Genomic DNA, 16313 nt, shown 5'->3' with positions numbered 1-16313 from the left:
GTCGATGCTATCGCAATAGAATAGCCCATCTTTCTGAAGGCCTTTATGAACTGAGTTGCTAGTATCTCCCCGCCTCCTATGAAGCCATATAGGTGCTGCGCGACCACGACCTTTTTCATGATTACAGAGACCTCCTACCTGAAATTCAATCAAGTTGAGCATCTATCTTCTTGAATATTACTATAATAAAACCACATCCAAAAGCTTTCTCCTCGAACAGAAAAGAAAAAAGATCAATATGACCCGAATTTTTTGAGATATGCTAGGAGATACTTCAGAGCGAAGCTCAAGAGCTCCCTCCTCTTGAAAGAATTGTATAAATGCTTCCCCATGAAGAAATGGGCAAAAGAAGGAGAAAGAATAAGAAAAGAGTGTTAAGAGAAAATCTAAGAAAAACTCTCAAAAACTCGCTGATTGAAAATCTTAAATCATCCTCTTTTAATGAATCTAAATAACGAATCAGTGCCTTCTTTTTCGATGCTTTCAAATATTTTTTAAACGTCATCCTCCAATAAATGTCGCTTGATGCGTTTTTTAGCAAATTTACATCAAGGACATATTCCTCAGTTCCGATAACCCTTAAGCTGTTGAATCCCCTCTTCATCGCCTCAAAGGAATAATAAAAATCCTCTCCAAAATCCAAATCCTCTCGAAATTTTATCCTTTCAAATATGTTTTTTGTAATAAGCGTTGATCCCATTCCGATTTTATGGCTTTTTAGTATTTTAATTTCCGAATTTACCTCTTTTTCCTTTAAGCTTTCTAAGAAACTATCTAGTGCATTTTTATCTTTGAAATAAACACTGCGTCCCGAGAGATTGATTATAGAGTCACCAAACCTCTCGCTTAGACCAATAAGCATCTCAATTAAGTTTTTTCCCAAGAGAATTGTATCAGAATCGATGAAAATCAGCTTTTGAGCGTTGCTCTTTATCGCTTCTTCTATACACACATTTCTTGCCTGAGGTATATTGGTTCCATTTGCCTCTATAATTTTATGATCAGTTCCATTCAGAACGTTTTTCACTATCTCAATAGTTCTATCTCCGCTACCTCCATCTACGATTACATATTGTATCATATTTTTTGGGAATGTTTGGTTGAGGAGAAATCTCAAAGCATGAGAAATTGTAAGCTCAGAATTGTAGGTCAAAACACATATGTCTATTTTTTCGATGCTGTTCAATCTTAATCCTCCTCAAAGTTTTTAAACGACACTAACATTGCTAGTTAGCTTCCAAAAATAAATCTGTTTATTAAAAATTTGCACATCAGTTTATTTTACAATAGCATATAATGTTGCTGGGATTTTTATAAATTGGTTTCCTCTGGCTATTATCCCCATAGCGATCAAATAGTGGAGAAAATTGACTCTAGCTCCTAACTTTCTCAGCCTCCAGTAATCTTTCGAAAAATCATATTGAATCCAGAATTGATGAGATAAACCTTTTCCCCTAGTTAAACTCTCTACGTTAGCGATGTGGTAAACTTTAGGAGATAAACCTTTTTCCACTATCCTATAAGTTTCGAATCCTTTCTTTTTTGCACAATAACTAAGCATTTCTTCATAATGCAGACACTTTCTACTGTTTTTATACAGTGCGCTTAAAGGACATTTTTCAACAGCATTTGTCTTAAATGCCATGTTTACTCCGCTTAAAACTACTGATGGAATAAAGCTGCTATTGCATTGTTTTGTTCCTATAAGACCAGAAGTAGATAGCCATTCGCAGTAATCTTTATATTCCGGCAATGGTCTTCTATGAATACCGCTTCTTACTGTATAATTTTCTTTTCCATAAAAAGGCTCATCGATTAGAGAAACTTTATTATCTTCAAGCACTGCTTTGTAGACAATCCCGCTAGCCCCTCCGGCACTTTTATTCCTCTCAAAGAATTCCGTATATTTTTCAATCCAGTTTTTAGAAGCTAATGCATCATCATCAAGGAATAGTATAAGATCATGCTCTTTGCAGGCTTTTATCCCAAGCTCTACAGCCATTGCCACATTTCCTTCATTTTGAATTACAATCTCATAGTTTAAGCCCTCCGCACATTCCTCTATTACCTTTTCGCTCTCATCTCCAGAAGGTTTGAGTACAAATACCACCTTCGATGGAGGAATGCTCTGATCTTTCAGAGATGCAATAGAGTATGGAAGCGCCCAAGCTCTTTTATATGTCGTAATTACAACGCATGTCTCCATCAACTTCCCTCAATTTATTGTATAGATGTTCATCTAATAAATTTTATATTATATCTCAATAAGTGAGTTTATTGAGTATAATTATTTCTAGCTTTTGTTTGTTTCATTTTCAAAACTTATCTTGTATATGTATATAGATGATCCCACCCCTTTGATGTTCTCTTCCAAAGTATAGCTTGAAATGCATATGCTATTCATACTTGCAATATCATACCTCGTAACAACGAAAGCTTCACTATATATGCTTGATGCATAACAGAATGTGCTGTTAGAGGGATACGACCAAATAAGTTCGCTTGGAGTTGGATTTCTTACAGCAAGATGGACATACCTAGCAATATCGGGATCCGCGATTATCGGAACTTTGCTTGAGTAGTTCTCCTCGAAGTACTTTTCTACATTCAAATAACCACAATCGGCGCTTGCTGGAACCAATCCGTAGGGGAACTCGGTAAGCTCTCTTGTATATGATGTGGAGAGGTTGTAGCCATATGCAAATGATAAGCCTGGAAGAGAGAATATGACGAAGAAAGCGATGAGAGCCCTCCAATCCCTCAGGCTTTCAACAGCTCCCACAGCGGAGAGAGTTGAGACTAGAGGAGAAGCTCCTATTAAGAACCTGTACCAAGTGGTGACGCTTGTAGATGGAGCTAAAAGAGGAGAAATTCCCGCTAGCAAGAGTGCAATTGTCGATACGTTTATCAGCAGCTTGGGATGCTTGTTCATCGTATACAGAGAGAAGGGGATCGCAATGCCCATTCCCGCAATCAAATAGCTCAAAACAAGTGGGGCATCGATACCATAAGAGGAGGGGACAATTCCCACAGGAAGGTAACCAATGCTCGGAGCGTAGCTTACAACCCCACTCCAGTACCAGGCTTCAAGGAAAAATGAAGATACTGCAATCAATAAAGAAGAAGCTGCCTAAGAGATTTCAAGACAAGGTGCTAGAAAGAAGTAAGCGCCTCAATGGATTAGATGCCCACAGGTTGAAGCAGTCTAGCATTCTCGGAATCCAGAGGCTACTAGTGGAGAAGATAGAAGAGCATGGAATACCATACGTGCTAGTAGACCCGAGAAGCACCTCAACAAATTGCCCCATTTGCAACTCCAAGCTCTTTCCTATGACGGGTAATTCCCAGAGGAGAGGTTGGAGCCTAGATTTATGAGGTATTACAAGTGTGGTTTTAAACACGACAGGGATGTAATAGGAGCAATAAACATAGTCAAAAAGTACCTCTTAGGTATGAGCCCGTGCCTTTGGGCTCGAAGGGTGCCCATGACCCTCCCGTAGAGTGGCTAGTGGCCACGGTGAATCATGGATTTGAGGCACAACCCGCCATAGGCAAACCTATAGCGATATAGGACGGGAAACGGGAAAACCCCAGTAAGGGATAGAGTAATAACTGAAGACCCAGCCACGATCTATCGTTGGACGAATAGAGCAGAGTAGGTACTTTATATACCCACTAACTGCGAAGTTGTGAGGATGAAAACGGTAAACCTCAAACCAATGATCTGCTTTAGAGGAAACCCTCACCCTTTAGGACGAGGAAAAAATCAGTTTCGATAGTGAAGTTTTCTAATTATGTGTTTGTTTTATCTTTCGGAAATAGAAAAATTTTATTGTCTTTTTTGAAAACATCAAAACTAACTCCATAGATTTTTTCAAAAAGAGCAATTTCAATTGATCTTCCTGAATAATAGGGACCAAATATACCTTCGTCTTTACCAATTAAAAGTATAGAATCGCAAAAATTAAGGGATTCGTTTAAATCGTGCAATGAAATCAGTATAATTCTCCTATTAGACTCATTTTTTAAAAGCTGATAGAGAATAATTCTTGAACGAAGATCTAAATGACTATTTGGTTCGTCTAAGAACAGTAAATTTGCTTCAGAAACTAATGCGCCTGTCAACATTACCTTTGATTTTTCACCTGTGCTCAAATATTCATATTCGTAGTCCATTCCATATTTTAGTCCAAATGTATTCAGAATTTCCTCTGCCATAATCGTTCTTTTTGTTACATTGTCATCGCTAATAGAATAAAGAAAAAATTTTCTATCGCCAATTATGAAATTTAAAATCACATCAATTATTCTTAATGATGGTAAATAAGGAGGATCTGGCGATATATATAATTTCTTCGACGAGTCCTCAACTGAAACTTTTCCCTCAAAAGGAGGTATTATCCCTGCAAGAGTTTTTAAAAAAGTTGTTTTTCCGGCACCATTTGGTCCTAAAACACAAAATAGCTTTCCTTCTTTTATTTCTAACTCAACTCTTTTAGTTATTGCTTTACCATATCCTAAAGTGCCAGAAAATGCAAGCCTCAAATCATTTATTCACCTCTGTAAGATTTTACAAGTAGCATAAGGAAAAACGGTGCGCCTATTAGGCTGGTTATAATTCCGATAGGTATCTCAGATGGAGCAAGAAGCACTCTTGCTACGACATCAGAGAGCAACAAAATTACTGGAGAAATAAATAAAGAACCTAAAGATGCTACAGAAATATCTCCCCCCAACATCATCCTCGCAATATGTGGAACTATTAGGCCTATAAATCCTATTGGACCCTCATATACAGAAATTAGCGAAATTGATATACTTGTTACTATCAATACTTCTCTTCTAAGATTTTTTGGATCTGCACCTCTAGCTATAGCAAAATCATCGCCATAAAGTAGCTGTCTTAATCTTGGTCCTTTTACATATAAAAAAACAAAGACGATCAAAAAGGAAATAAAAGAGGCATAAAAGGAAGACGAATTAGAAAATTCAAACGTTCCGAACATCCAACTAACGCTATGTACTCTTGCAAGTATAGTATTTGTCATGAAAAGTAAATACAAAAATGAATTGAATAGCGTTGAGATTATTACACCGGAAAGCACCATGGATATAGTTTTATAGCCTGTGATTTTGCTCAAAAACAGAATTACTATAAAAGCCAACAATGAAAAAATGAACGAAAAAATGAAGATTGCAGAATAGCCCATTCTGCTTACTAATAACAATCCAATAACTGCTCCTAAAGAAGAACCTGAAGATATACCTAAAATGCTTGAGTCCACTAATGGATTAGAAAAAATAGTCTGAAGAATTAAACCTATAATCGCCAGAGTCTCCGATGTGAATATTACCGTTAAAGTTCTATACATTCTTATTTGAAAGATCACATTTTCCCATTTCCACTCATCAAAAGCGATTGATCCGGAAGAACCTAAATACAAACTCAGCAAAGATGAAACAAGTATAGCGAAAAAGAAGATAAACGAAAAAAATTTTAGTTTTATCATTTTCCTCAACTTAACAAATTTCTTTATCATACTTTAACTAAAAGACTGAACGTATTGGCTGATCTGTGCTAATATCGTATCATTTAAGTCATTAGGAAGCTGTATATTTCCAAAATCTTCTGGATGAAGTATAGCAGCAAGGACCTCTTGCATTTCTACTATTCTTGGAGATGGCCTGCTTGCTATATCACTTAAGTTACCATGCAACATGTAAACTCTACCGGTTTCAACCGCTGATATGTTAGCTCCACCGGGCTGAGACTCTAGCCAATTTATTAATTGCGTAGCATTAGAAAATCCACCAGCATATTCAGTTGCTATTATCACTTGTGGATTTAACTTAACTACATCTTCCCATGAAATTGCTGGCCATGCCTGTGATACGTTTTCCAATGAATTTAATCCGCCGGACAATGAAATTAAATCATTCCAAAAGCTACTTCCTCCTGCTGCATAATATGGGTTTACCCATACTATAAACAATACAGTTGGCTTATTTTGAGACCCGGAGACTTTTGAATATATGGAGATTATCTCATTTTTGAGATTATTGGTAAGGTTTAAAGCTTGCTGATAATGTCCTGTAATTTTTCCCAACAAAAGAATGTCCGTTAGAATGTCACTTATGCTTTCGTCGTTTAAAGATAATGCGGTAACTCCGTATTGCGAAAGCTGATATATATATTTGAATTGAACGCCTGTGCTTCCAACAACGAGATCTGGTTTGAGCGATATTACCTTCTCTAAGCTTATACTATCAAACCCTCCAACTCTTTGTATTGTTCCATTGATTACTAGCTCATTAACGATAGGGGGATAGTTTGAGTTATCATCAACTCCTACTACGAGATTTCCTGCCCCAATATCAAAAAGCATTTCAGTAGTGCTAGGTGCTAATGATACAATTCGAGTAGGTTGTTGTGTAATTACAACAGTCCTATTTAATGCGTCATAAACTTGTATTGGATAATTCATCTGAGCTATCATGTTGTTAAGTGACTGTATCTGTTGTGAAAGAGATTGATTTAGAGAGGATATTTGTTGCGACATTAACTTATATTCATTAAGACTCTGCTGTATGCTGTCTATTTGATTGCTGAGATTTAAAGTAATCTGAGTCATTTTTTCTATATCATTGTTTATTTGGGAAATTCCTCTTGTATTTTGGTAAGAAATTATGATGCTTCCAATAGCTATGATTCCTACAAGAATAAGGACATATAATGTTGTTTTTGATTCCTTTTGACCAGATTGTGCCATTTTAACACCTGGATAAAAGATCCAAAATTGTATATTTAAAGTTTTCTAAAAAATCAATTTATAATTCGATGTAAAAACATATAATCTTATCGAAGAATTTCAAGTTTAACTATAACATTATAACCGAAAAACCTATAACTCCTACCAAAATAAATATCAAAATACTCTTAAAAGAAAATTTGAATAAAAAGATATTTAAAAATTAACTTATTATGTTATCTTTTTTCTATTTCTTTTTTCTTGTTTTCAATATATTCGGTGTATAAACCATATATTTTGTGAGCTAACGGACCACTACCTTCTACTCCTTTATCTGATACTCTTATGTTATTTAAGATAACCAGAACGCCTGCTTCTGGATAAGTCTTTATATCTGCCTCCCTAATGTTAAGTTTACTTACAATTAGCCTCGCAAATTCATCTGGATTGAAGATTGGGGCTTCTATTGCAGAAAGATATGCTATATAATCAGAATAAATCAACATTGTCGGTACTGAAGAGTTTCCCTCGTTTTCCGTTGCATTTTTTAACAATATATTGAGTTTATCGTCAAATCCATATAAAGTACCTTTTATAGTTCTTCCATCTTTCAGCTTAATTGTGACTTGCTTATCAAGCAATGCGTTAAGCTCACTAAATACTCTTTTGCTTGCCATTGACATACTCATTAAAAACTCACCCTCAAATGATAATTGAATAATAAATTAAAAAATAACGGTAATAAATTATACATATTCATTTTAATGCTTTGATTACAAATTTAGCTTTATTTTTATCCAAAAAGAACTTTTTTGCATTTCAAATTCTCTGCATATATTCATGATAAAATTACCAAAGCATATCCTTATATAACATTATAAAAAGTTTTTAAACTCGTTCAAAACTTATTTAAAAACAATTTAATAATATTTTAGATAGTTTTTCTATGAGAAATTGAGGTGCAATGTAAAATTGAAGTGGGAATATCTAGAAATTGTCGATACAAAACCGTCAATTATTCCAACAATAACAATTATAACTGCAAGAAATGAAAAAATTGAATTGACATTTGAAGTTTCAGAAAAATTTGGAATAAGTTATAAAAAAGGAGAGAAGATTTTCTTAGAATTTTCGAGAGAGAAGATTAAACCATCTTCTTCTTTTGCATTCTGTGGGAAAACTACATTATTTTCTATAAAGGAAGAAAAGGATAATAGTAAAGTATACCTTTTTTCCAGTGGTGGCTTTATTATAAGACTGGTTTCACGCCAAGAACTTCAAGGATTAAACATTACTGAAGACTACTTCTTCTGTATTGATAAGCATTAGCCGTTGATGATAGAAAAAATTTTTAATTCTTAAAAATAAAACAAATTATTAGGGAGGAGAGGAGGCAGGAGAGATCCCCCGCGACCGGGGTTCGAATCCCCGCCCGGCTACCATAAAAAATCTCCTGCCTCATATAAATCAAATACTTCTTCATTAACATAAATATGCAATTATATTCACAACTAATGCCCTCCCTAAGGGTTGAAATGAGGTAAGACTTTGAAAAGCTAATTTTATTAATTCAGTTAGACAATATTGAAAATGGCAAAGGGGGGCCGCCGCAGAGCTAAATGTTGCGATGAAGAAAATGACGTTGTGGCCGCCGTAGCTCAGCTGGAAGAGCGCCGGACTGTGGATCCGGAGGTCCCGGGTTCAAATCCCGGCGGCGGCCCCTTTTGCTTAGAGGTGATAATAAAGATGGGAAAGCTTAGAATGACAATGCCAAAAAACGAACAAGATATTCAAAAAGTTGTTGACGAAGTTATGAGTACACATCCTGAAATGGCTCATGAGCACCATCACGAAGAAGAAGGCGAGGAATTAGTAGAATATATGCAAGCTATAGCTCACGCTTTAGAGCACCTAGAAGAACATATCGTTAGAATAGAAGAAAAACTGGCTTTATTGGAGAAAAAAATTAACGAATTAAATAAATAACCTTACAGAATTTTTTCAAAAACGAGATTTTTAATAATTAAATAATATATAATCTTCTAAATAATATTAATTTATTTTTGATATGAGTATTGTATTGATCTCATAATTAACATCTAAAAAATATACTAGACTAGTATCTGTTATTATTTATATAGTAGACTGGGAAGCAGTAGATCTTTAATAATTAATGACAATGGGTGTATGGAAGTTTGTCAAGCGAACGAAGGCTGAAGTTATTGAGATCGTTAGGAAATTTACATACATTTTTCATAGGACTTGGAGCTATCGTAGGAGGATCTATTGTTGTTTTAATAGGTCCAATAATCTACCTTTCTGGAAGTTTAGGATCAATAATTGTTCTTATCATGAGCGCTATCATTGCAACTCTTACAGCATTAATATATTCAGAAATTACATCAGCTATACCAGAAGTTGGTGGAGGCTTTCTATGGGCAAAATTAACTATGCCGAGGCCTTTTCCATTTATATCTGGTTGGGTAAATTGGATGGCACATATGATGGCTGGAACATTTTACGCACTCTCTTTTTCATCTATGTTTCTGCAGTTTCTCGCTGAAATTGGTTTTAATATTCCATTCCTCCCCCCATATATTTTTGAAAGACTTATAGCTATAATATTAATTATTGCATTTGCATATTTGAATTACAGTGGAGTTTCGAAAACAGGAAGATTTTCTATTGTCATCGGAATTTTCTTTGTTGCCTCAATACTTCTTTTCTCAACAATTGGAATTTTCAGTGGAATAAAAAGCGGAGAGCTTATAAATGGATTGTTAAATTCTCCCGCAAAATTCACATCAGTATCGTCGTTTTTCATTGCAATGATATCAGTAGTTATAGCATTTGAGGGATACGAAATTCTCGCTCAAACAGCTGAAGAAACAAAAGCCCCAACGAAAAATCTTCCAAGAGCTATAATGGAAACATTAATTGTTGCAACAATTCTATATATATCAGTAACGATTTCAACTATAGGGATCTTGGGAACTAAAGCTTATTCTTTATCAACAATATGGGGTCCTGACACAGTAATTCGTACAGCATCTCTCGCATTTAGATATGGAGGTATAATTGTTGCGGCAGGCGGACTAGCTACAGTCCTTTCTTCTATAAATTCTACCATGTACTCTGCATCTAGAGTTCTTTTAGCGATGTCTAGAGCAGGAGAGTTCCCAATAGTTTTTTCGGAAATACACAAGAAGTATAGAACTCCTAGCAATTCAATTCTTTTTACAATGGCAGTAATGATAATAATGAGTTTGATTTTGGATCTAACTCTATCGGCATTTATCGCAGGAGTTCTTTTTAATGTTTTATTTATCATCGTTAATTACACTGGCATAAAGTTAAGAGAATTTTATGGAGAAAAGTTGAAATACAAATTTCTCACTCCGTATTATCCTTTAATTCCTCTTACAGGATTGATTATAAAAGTTTTCCTCTTTTTTGCTGCCTTAATTATATATCCATCTGCAACACTATTTGCTCTCTTATTAATAGTTATTGGATATTTGATATATAGGTCTTACCTATTCAAATATGAAGTCGAACATGAATTTGTAACCTTAGAATCACAAGGAAGTTTGGTTAGAAGTGATTTTAGAATAATGGTATTACTACCTCCGGAAATAAGAACAAATTTGATTCAATTAGCTTCAGACATAGCCAAAGCTAAAAATGGAGAAATAAACCTCTTAAAAATAATTAAAACTCCATATCAGCTTTCTGTTAAAGATTATAGAAATGAAGCCGTAAAGAAAGATGTTAGATCGCTGAAGGATATCATAGATCACCTAAACGAAACTGGAATACATGCGAGATATTCGATAAAAGCAGCGCGCTCAAAAACCGAGGCTATTATCGCAAGTATAGATGAAGAAAGAATAGATTTGCTAATAATGAGCGCAGAAGATGCAATGAAGCTAAATAGTGTTATGAGGTTATCTACTTGTGATATTTTAATAGTAAATACCGAGTATCCATATATATCATACATGAAATCCAAAAAAATAATTGCGATACTGAGCGAAGACGAAAAGTATATAGTAGATGAAGTGAAGGAAATTTTTCCAGATAGAGAAATAGAAGAAATAATAATTGAAGAAGAGCCTAATACTAATAACATCTCAAAAACTTTAAATGAAGTACTTAGTAAAGAAAGCGACACTGCAATAATATTAATGAGCTTCAACATATGGGAAAAATTGACTAAATATAAATGGACGATGAAAAAGCTGATCTTTCCATATTTTGTTTTTAAGAGGGGAAGCTTTTCAATCGATGTTCTTAGACAAATATTCTTTGAAAGACGCAAAGAGGAGTAAAAAAGATGATAGCAGATAAAAAACTTTGATTTCATATCATAATAGAATAATTAGAAAATTTTTATTCATAACAGCTTAGTGCCTATGCGGACTTTTCTTGTTTCATAAAGGTTTATAAATATTGATGTCAATAAACTTAATGTATTGCTAGGATATTTTATTCTAAAAAAATTTAAAGGGATTAATTGTTGGTAAGTTGGTAAGGGTCACACAAGGAGGAATGAGCTCAATGATATTGAATATGGACTTCGTAGAAATGGAGCTCGAGAGCGCGCTATTATTCCATATGGCAAGAGACTGATATATAAGCGATATCAAGTCCTATGAAGCTCGAAACTTTCCGAATAGATGAAATGATATATTCACAAAAAGACACAGAGAACAATAAAACTGTTAAACAACCAGAGAGGAAAATCTGATAATATTTTTACAAAGTATAAACAAACATTTAATATGTGATGTGAGATGTCTTCAAGCAGTTGTAAAGAGAAGGAAATTGTAATAGAAGATGTTAGCAAATGTACAGAGCATCCGTTTACATTACTAATAGAAAAAATGGAGTGTGCAAATGAAAACGGTGAGATATTTGCAGTTACAGTTCCTTCAGGGACTGTTCCTTTTAATCTCCTACTCGATTATGCTAACAAATATAATGTTTTAATAGACGTAAAGCCTGAAAATGATAAGATAAAATATATAATAATACCAAAAAAAACGCTCTAATAAGTTTTAATACTAAAAATTTTGCAAATAAGATAATGCCAAAATTGCTTTATTAAGTAAATTCTTTAAGTTTATTGTTTTAATGAAAAGAAAATTATGCTAATATCTCTATACTAATAAAAAAGATCATTTAAACAATAGTTTTTAACTTATTCTATTGTTCATTTTCACAAGAATCTTTGAAGAAGTATACCTTTTCCTTTGTTTCTTCATCTAGTAATGATGAAATTTTCTCTTGCATAATACTCATTTCATCGCATATACCTATTGAAACTTTCAAATACTTATCTGAGAATTTTTCTATATATTTAACCACGTCGTTAGCAATCGACTGCATTGTTTCATAAGAGATCTTTGATGGAATAATATTTTGCCCCCAAGGATATGTTCCACTAAGCTCCTGTGGAATTAAACCAATTCCAGGCGCATAATATATATAGTGCTTGCCTTCCTCAAATTTTCTCTGGTTCTTGTATGTAGCATATAAGAAAACGACCTCTTTAAACTCGCTGGGTGGCATGTAATTTTGCATTATATATTTTCTAGCTCTCAATATTTTTGGATTAAACATAGAATCGTTGTCAAATAGATATATGGCTTTTTGCTCCCCTTTCACTCTTGGAGTATACTTTTCCATCCATTCTACATGCTTATTTTTAATATTATTGAAGGCAGAATATAAACTCGGATGCTTTCTCGAATAAGATTGCAAAAGCTCCCACAACCTTCCTTCATTTATTGCTTGCTTTACTTCATTTAAAATTTTTTTGATCATATATAGATTGTGCTCCGCCAGAAGTCTTGTTCTCTCATCTTTGTTCATGTTTTTTAGTTCTTTAGGAGTATATCTTGAACAAATTGGACAGCTACAGGGAAAATATTCTATATCTTCAAGTCTTAAAGTTCCACCTTCAATCATATATCTTCCGTCTCTTGCAAATAAAATATATGATGCTGAATCAAAGAGATCAACTCCCATTGCTACTGCAAAGGGTATTATCATAGGATGACCTGCGCCAAATAAATGCAGAGGAACATCAGCCCTTATGTTTTCCCTCACAATTCTTATCATATCTAGTACAACATCATAACGATATCTTTCCATAAACTTAGTAGGACTGCCTATCGCATAAATATCATATTCAAGCTGGGACGATTTCTTAGAGCTTTCTTCGAGAATACTTAAATGAATCCCTCCTTGAATCGGTAAAACCCACATTCTGTTATCTCTGTCTATAATTTTTTGTGCCTCAGAAGCCCTTCTTAGAGTTTCTTCTGCAGTCCATTTCGCATAATTTTGATCTAAAGAATCCCCCGTAGGAACGTCCAATATAACTGCTATGTCAGAATTAAGTCCTTTCTGTATTTTGATGATTTCTTCGTTGCTTACTTCAATATTGTTATATTGCATTAGTTGATATGCCCCTGAGTCTGTCATCACAACGAGCTCTCCATCTCCAATAAGTTCATGAATATCTCTGTTCCATCCTCTTTTATATGCTAAATACGCATTGGTAATAACTCCGTTAAAGCCCATAGATTTTATAGAAGATATTGGCACCTCCTGCCTAGTAGGATCTATAACTGGAAACAAATATGGAGTTTCAATAGTTTTTCCTTTAATTTTTATCCTTCCAATCCTGCCGGCAAGATCTTTATCCATTATGTCCATGTTAATCACACTTATATATGATAGTTTTTGGCACTAAGCTATAGATTGCTATTATTTTGTAACTAATAATAAACCTTGAAATTAGATGTTTTTCTTTTAATATTTAGGACGCTTTAAGCTTTTTAACATAATCCCGGATAAGTTATCGGCTCATCGCCATTACTTACCAAGAAGCATCGAGATTAAAAACAAATTAGAATTTTTATTTTATTAATAAGGATAATCAACAATTGTTTTTTCAAAGTTTATATGCTGGATTCGTATCTCATAACTTATAAAACAATTTTTTGTTAAATATGCTTCAAAAATGTTAGTCTCGTAGATACGAACAAAACTAATATTAGCGAAATAAGATGTTATATTAAATAATGAATAAGGTGTCAATTCATGGAAGAATTTAAAAAAACTGTAGAATACGAGGGAAAAGCAAAGGTTGGGGAGATGCTTGGCGGATTAGCAAATATACAACTCAAGCCAGAGGATTTTTCAAGCCCTATAGCTTTGCAAATGGCAATTTCAAGAATGTATGAGGGTATACTTAAAGCTTTCGAAGAAGGACCTAAGAAGAAATATATAGCAGAGGTTAGGTTTACTGATTCTTTAGGCAATCAGGTTTCGATTGGGATCGATTTAGGGGAGAATCCTCCACCATTTAGCAAACAAGAAGTTAAAGCTAGAATAATAATAGAGCTCTTTGAAGAAAATGAAGAGTAAAATATGAAACATACCTATTTTAAAATTTAAACTATCTACAAGCATTATTTCAAAACGAGGATGCCTAAATTGAGGTTTCCTAAGGGATATTTCGCCTATGATCCTTCTGTAAATGAATATAAAGATATAATTGAATGTCTAAAAAAGAAAAATATCAGCTATGATGAGGTTCTAATAACGTGTGAACCAATATATGGCTTATTTAATTTATATAAAAACGACAAAATTGTAGAAAGTGAAAAACTGATGGTTATTTCACAAGGCTCGATAATTGCTAGAAGCGATTATTGCGGATTAGGAGGATACGAATTGCTCAAAGATGCATGGGGAGAAGGAGTAGTTATAAATGCAGAAAAATTAAAGAGTGTAAATGCAGATAGCTTTTTAGATGCTTTCATAAAATCTTGCGTTGAAAAGGATGGTTAAAGTTGAGATGGCCTAAGAAAAGAGAATTTTTGACTTTTTATGCGCTTTATAAAAATTTTGGAAAAAAAGAGGTCTCTTTTCATGAAATGATATCATACGTTCATGATAACTTGGGCTATAATATTAAAACTTCAAAGCACATAATTAAAAGGCTTATTAATTTTGGCATGATAAGTATTGTGGGTAAAACATATGTTGTCAAAGATTTAGATGAGTATTTGGGTGAATTATACAGAAAGTACTACGAGAAGAGAAGGTCAACTAAAAAATTATAACGATAAAAATACTATATGAACACTGGGATTAGAAATGATTTATGACGTTAATTCTATCAGAGAAGATTTTCCTATATTAAAAAGAAAAATACATGGTAGGGAACTAGTTTACTTTGATAATGCGGCAACTACACAAAGACCTAAACAGGTTGTAGAAGCTATAGCTAAATTTTACTTATATTATAATGCAAATGTGCATAGAGGTTTTCATACCCTTTCACAAGAAGCTAGTCAGTTATTCGAAGAGTCTTATGAAGAAATAGCTAAATTCATAAATGGCAACATGGAAGAGACTATTTTAACCATTAACACTACTGATGCTATAAATATTGTAGCATATGGGTGGGGACTTAGAAATCTGAAAAAAGGCGACGAAATCGTTACGACGGTAATGGAGCACCACAGTAATATGTTGCCATGGCGTGAATTAGCTGAGCTTACTGGCGCTAAAATTAAATATGTAGATATAACTGAAGATGGAGAGCTTAATTACAAGGATCTGGAGAGCAAAATTACCGAAAGAACAAAAATTGTAGCTTTTACTTTAGCAAGCAATGTTGTTGGAACAATTAATGACTATAAAAAGATAGTTAATTTAGCACATTCGGTTGAAGCAATTGTTATTGCGGATGGAGCTCAATACGTACCTCATGTGGAAACGGATGTGAAAAAAATGGATGTTGATTTTCTCGCTTTTAGCGGTCATAAAATGCTTGGCCCTACTGGGATAGGTATACTTTGGGGAAAAAAGGAAATACTTGAAGAGATGAAGCCATTTAGAGTTGGAGGGGATACTATAAAAGACGTAACACTTGATAATGTAGTATGGCACGATCTTCCGTGGAGGTTCGATGCGGGAACGCCACATATTGCGGGTGTCATAGGCCTCGCTGAGGCAGTAAGATATTTAAAGAAAATCGGAATGGATGGAGTGAGAGCACATGATATCGAATTAGTAAAGCATACTATCAAGTTGATGAAAGAAATCGATGATATTGAAATACTAGGTCCATTAGACCCGGAGAAAAGAACTGGATTAGTTGCCTTCAATATAAAAGGATTGCACCATCATATTGTTGCAAAAGCTCTAGACATGTATGGAATTGCCGTAAGAAGTGGAGGACATTGCGCTCATCCTCTTCATTACAGGTTAAACTATCAAGGATCTGTGAGAGCTAGCTATTACATTTATAATACAAAGGAAGAGGTTGATTATTTCGTAGAAAAACTTCAAAAAATAATTTCTGTAAAAGAAAGACTTGCGACGGAACCAGTTGAAAATGTTTGTACAGGGACATAATTCATTATTTTTCCTATATATATATTAATGTTAAATTCTTTAGGTTAAGGATTTAGGTCTATTGGTTATATATTTAATGAAAAATTTATTTTTTTGTAGAATAAAAAGATCATAAATATTTTT

General features: G+C 33.9%; 17 protein-coding genes and 1 tRNA gene. 10 read left to right on the top strand and 8 right to left on the bottom strand.

Annotated elements, in window-relative coordinates:
• Nucleotides 1-286 precede the first annotated feature (286 nt).
• From ACP5SL_RS01345 to ACP5SL_RS01335, 3 genes are all read right to left on the bottom strand, one after another.
• A complete protein-coding gene (locus ACP5SL_RS01345; RefSeq protein WP_428228074.1) occupies nucleotides 287-1186 on the bottom strand; it encodes a glycosyltransferase family 2 protein in 900 nt (299 codons plus the stop codon).
• Nucleotides 1187-1276: 90 nt separating this feature from the next.
• Entirely contained in the window at nucleotides 1277-2206 is a 930-nt protein-coding gene (locus ACP5SL_RS01340) for a glycosyltransferase (RefSeq protein WP_428228073.1), read from the bottom strand.
• Between the two features lie 87 nt (nucleotides 2207-2293).
• Nucleotides 2294-3115 carry a hypothetical protein gene (locus ACP5SL_RS01335; protein WP_428228072.1) on the bottom strand — a complete coding sequence of 274 codons (822 nt, stop codon included), beginning with the start codon at nucleotides 3113-3115 and terminating at the stop codon, nucleotides 2294-2296.
• On the opposite strand from ACP5SL_RS01335, the gene ACP5SL_RS01330 reads away from it, so the two are divergent.
• Entirely contained in the window at nucleotides 3097-3375 is a 279-nt protein-coding gene (locus ACP5SL_RS01330) for a zinc ribbon domain-containing protein (protein WP_428228071.1), read from the top strand. The genes ACP5SL_RS01335 and ACP5SL_RS01330 overlap by 19 nt on opposite strands.
• Nucleotides 3376-3792: 417 nt before the next feature.
• Here the strand turns inward: ACP5SL_RS01330 and ACP5SL_RS01325 are convergent, their stop codons facing one another.
• The 4 genes from ACP5SL_RS01325 to ACP5SL_RS01310 all read right to left on the bottom strand — a co-directional run bounded on the left by ACP5SL_RS01325 (nucleotide 3793) and on the right by ACP5SL_RS01310 (nucleotide 7438).
• A complete protein-coding gene (locus ACP5SL_RS01325) occupies nucleotides 3793-4545 on the bottom strand; it encodes an ATP-binding cassette domain-containing protein (protein WP_428228070.1) in 753 nt (250 codons plus the stop codon).
• A gap of 5 nt (nucleotides 4546-4550) precedes the next feature.
• On the bottom strand, nucleotides 4551-5510 hold the full coding sequence (locus ACP5SL_RS01320) for a FecCD family ABC transporter permease (protein ID WP_158308322.1): 960 nt from the start codon (nucleotides 5508-5510) through the stop codon (nucleotides 4551-4553).
• A gap of 33 nt (nucleotides 5511-5543) precedes the next feature.
• On the bottom strand, nucleotides 5544-6770 hold the full coding sequence (locus ACP5SL_RS01315; RefSeq protein ID WP_428228069.1) for a helical backbone metal receptor: 1227 nt from the start codon (nucleotides 6768-6770) through the stop codon (nucleotides 5544-5546).
• Between the two features lie 215 nt (nucleotides 6771-6985).
• On the bottom strand, nucleotides 6986-7438 hold the full coding sequence (locus ACP5SL_RS01310) for an Lsm family RNA-binding protein (protein WP_148683688.1): 453 nt from the start codon (nucleotides 7436-7438) through the stop codon (nucleotides 6986-6988).
• Nucleotides 7439-7721: 283 nt separating this feature from the next.
• Between ACP5SL_RS01310 and ACP5SL_RS01305 the strand changes: the two genes are divergently transcribed.
• The 5 genes from ACP5SL_RS01305 (at nucleotide 7722) to ACP5SL_RS01285 (ending at nucleotide 11803) form a co-directional block, all read left to right on the top strand.
• Nucleotides 7722-8078, top strand: a complete 357-nt coding sequence (locus ACP5SL_RS01305) for a DNA-directed RNA polymerase subunit G (RefSeq protein ID WP_014558189.1) — start codon at nucleotides 7722-7724, stop codon at nucleotides 8076-8078.
• Between the two features lie 318 nt (nucleotides 8079-8396).
• Nucleotides 8397-8469 (top strand) — tRNA-His (locus ACP5SL_RS01300).
• A gap of 26 nt (nucleotides 8470-8495) precedes the next feature.
• Nucleotides 8496-8735 (top strand): hypothetical protein, encoded by a 240-nt coding sequence (locus ACP5SL_RS01295; RefSeq protein ID WP_148683686.1) that lies wholly within the window; start codon nucleotides 8496-8498, stop codon nucleotides 8733-8735.
• A 209-nt stretch (nucleotides 8736-8944) separates the two neighbouring features.
• On the top strand, nucleotides 8945-11080 hold the full coding sequence (locus ACP5SL_RS01290; RefSeq protein WP_428228068.1) for an amino acid permease: 2136 nt from the start codon (nucleotides 8945-8947) through the stop codon (nucleotides 11078-11080).
• Nucleotides 11081-11545: 465 nt separating this feature from the next.
• Nucleotides 11546-11803 carry a hypothetical protein gene (locus tag ACP5SL_RS01285; protein ID WP_428228067.1) on the top strand — a complete coding sequence of 86 codons (258 nt, stop codon included), beginning with the start codon at nucleotides 11546-11548 and terminating at the stop codon, nucleotides 11801-11803.
• Between the two features lie 154 nt (nucleotides 11804-11957).
• On the opposite strand, the gene tgtA is transcribed toward ACP5SL_RS01285, so the two are convergent.
• Nucleotides 11958-13475, bottom strand: a complete 1518-nt coding sequence (tgtA, locus tag ACP5SL_RS01280) for a tRNA guanosine(15) transglycosylase TgtA (RefSeq protein ID WP_272985299.1) — start codon at nucleotides 13473-13475, stop codon at nucleotides 11958-11960.
• A 387-nt stretch (nucleotides 13476-13862) separates the two neighbouring features.
• Between tgtA and ACP5SL_RS01275 the strand changes: the two genes are divergently transcribed.
• The 4 genes from ACP5SL_RS01275 (at nucleotide 13863) to ACP5SL_RS01260 (ending at nucleotide 16190) form a co-directional block, all read left to right on the top strand.
• A complete protein-coding gene (locus ACP5SL_RS01275) occupies nucleotides 13863-14189 on the top strand; it encodes a hypothetical protein (protein WP_428228066.1) in 327 nt (108 codons plus the stop codon).
• A gap of 69 nt (nucleotides 14190-14258) precedes the next feature.
• Nucleotides 14259-14615, top strand: a complete 357-nt coding sequence (locus tag ACP5SL_RS01270) for a hypothetical protein (protein ID WP_428228065.1) — start codon at nucleotides 14259-14261, stop codon at nucleotides 14613-14615.
• Nucleotides 14616-14617: 2 nt separating this feature from the next.
• Nucleotides 14618-14890 (top strand): hypothetical protein, encoded by a 273-nt coding sequence (locus ACP5SL_RS01265; protein ID WP_014558182.1) that lies wholly within the window; start codon nucleotides 14618-14620, stop codon nucleotides 14888-14890.
• Nucleotides 14891-14924: 34 nt separating this feature from the next.
• Nucleotides 14925-16190, top strand: a complete 1266-nt coding sequence (locus tag ACP5SL_RS01260; protein ID WP_014558181.1) for an aminotransferase class V-fold PLP-dependent enzyme — start codon at nucleotides 14925-14927, stop codon at nucleotides 16188-16190.
• Nucleotides 16191-16313 lie beyond the last annotated feature (123 nt).

Source organism: Fervidicoccus sp. (genome assembly GCF_049967375.1).
GTDB classification, from domain to species: Archaea; Thermoproteota; Thermoprotei_A; order Sulfolobales; family Fervidicoccaceae; genus Fervidicoccus; species Fervidicoccus fontis.
The sequence above is the reverse complement of the archived record's forward strand: the minus strand, read 5'-3'. Positions and strand labels throughout refer to the sequence as shown.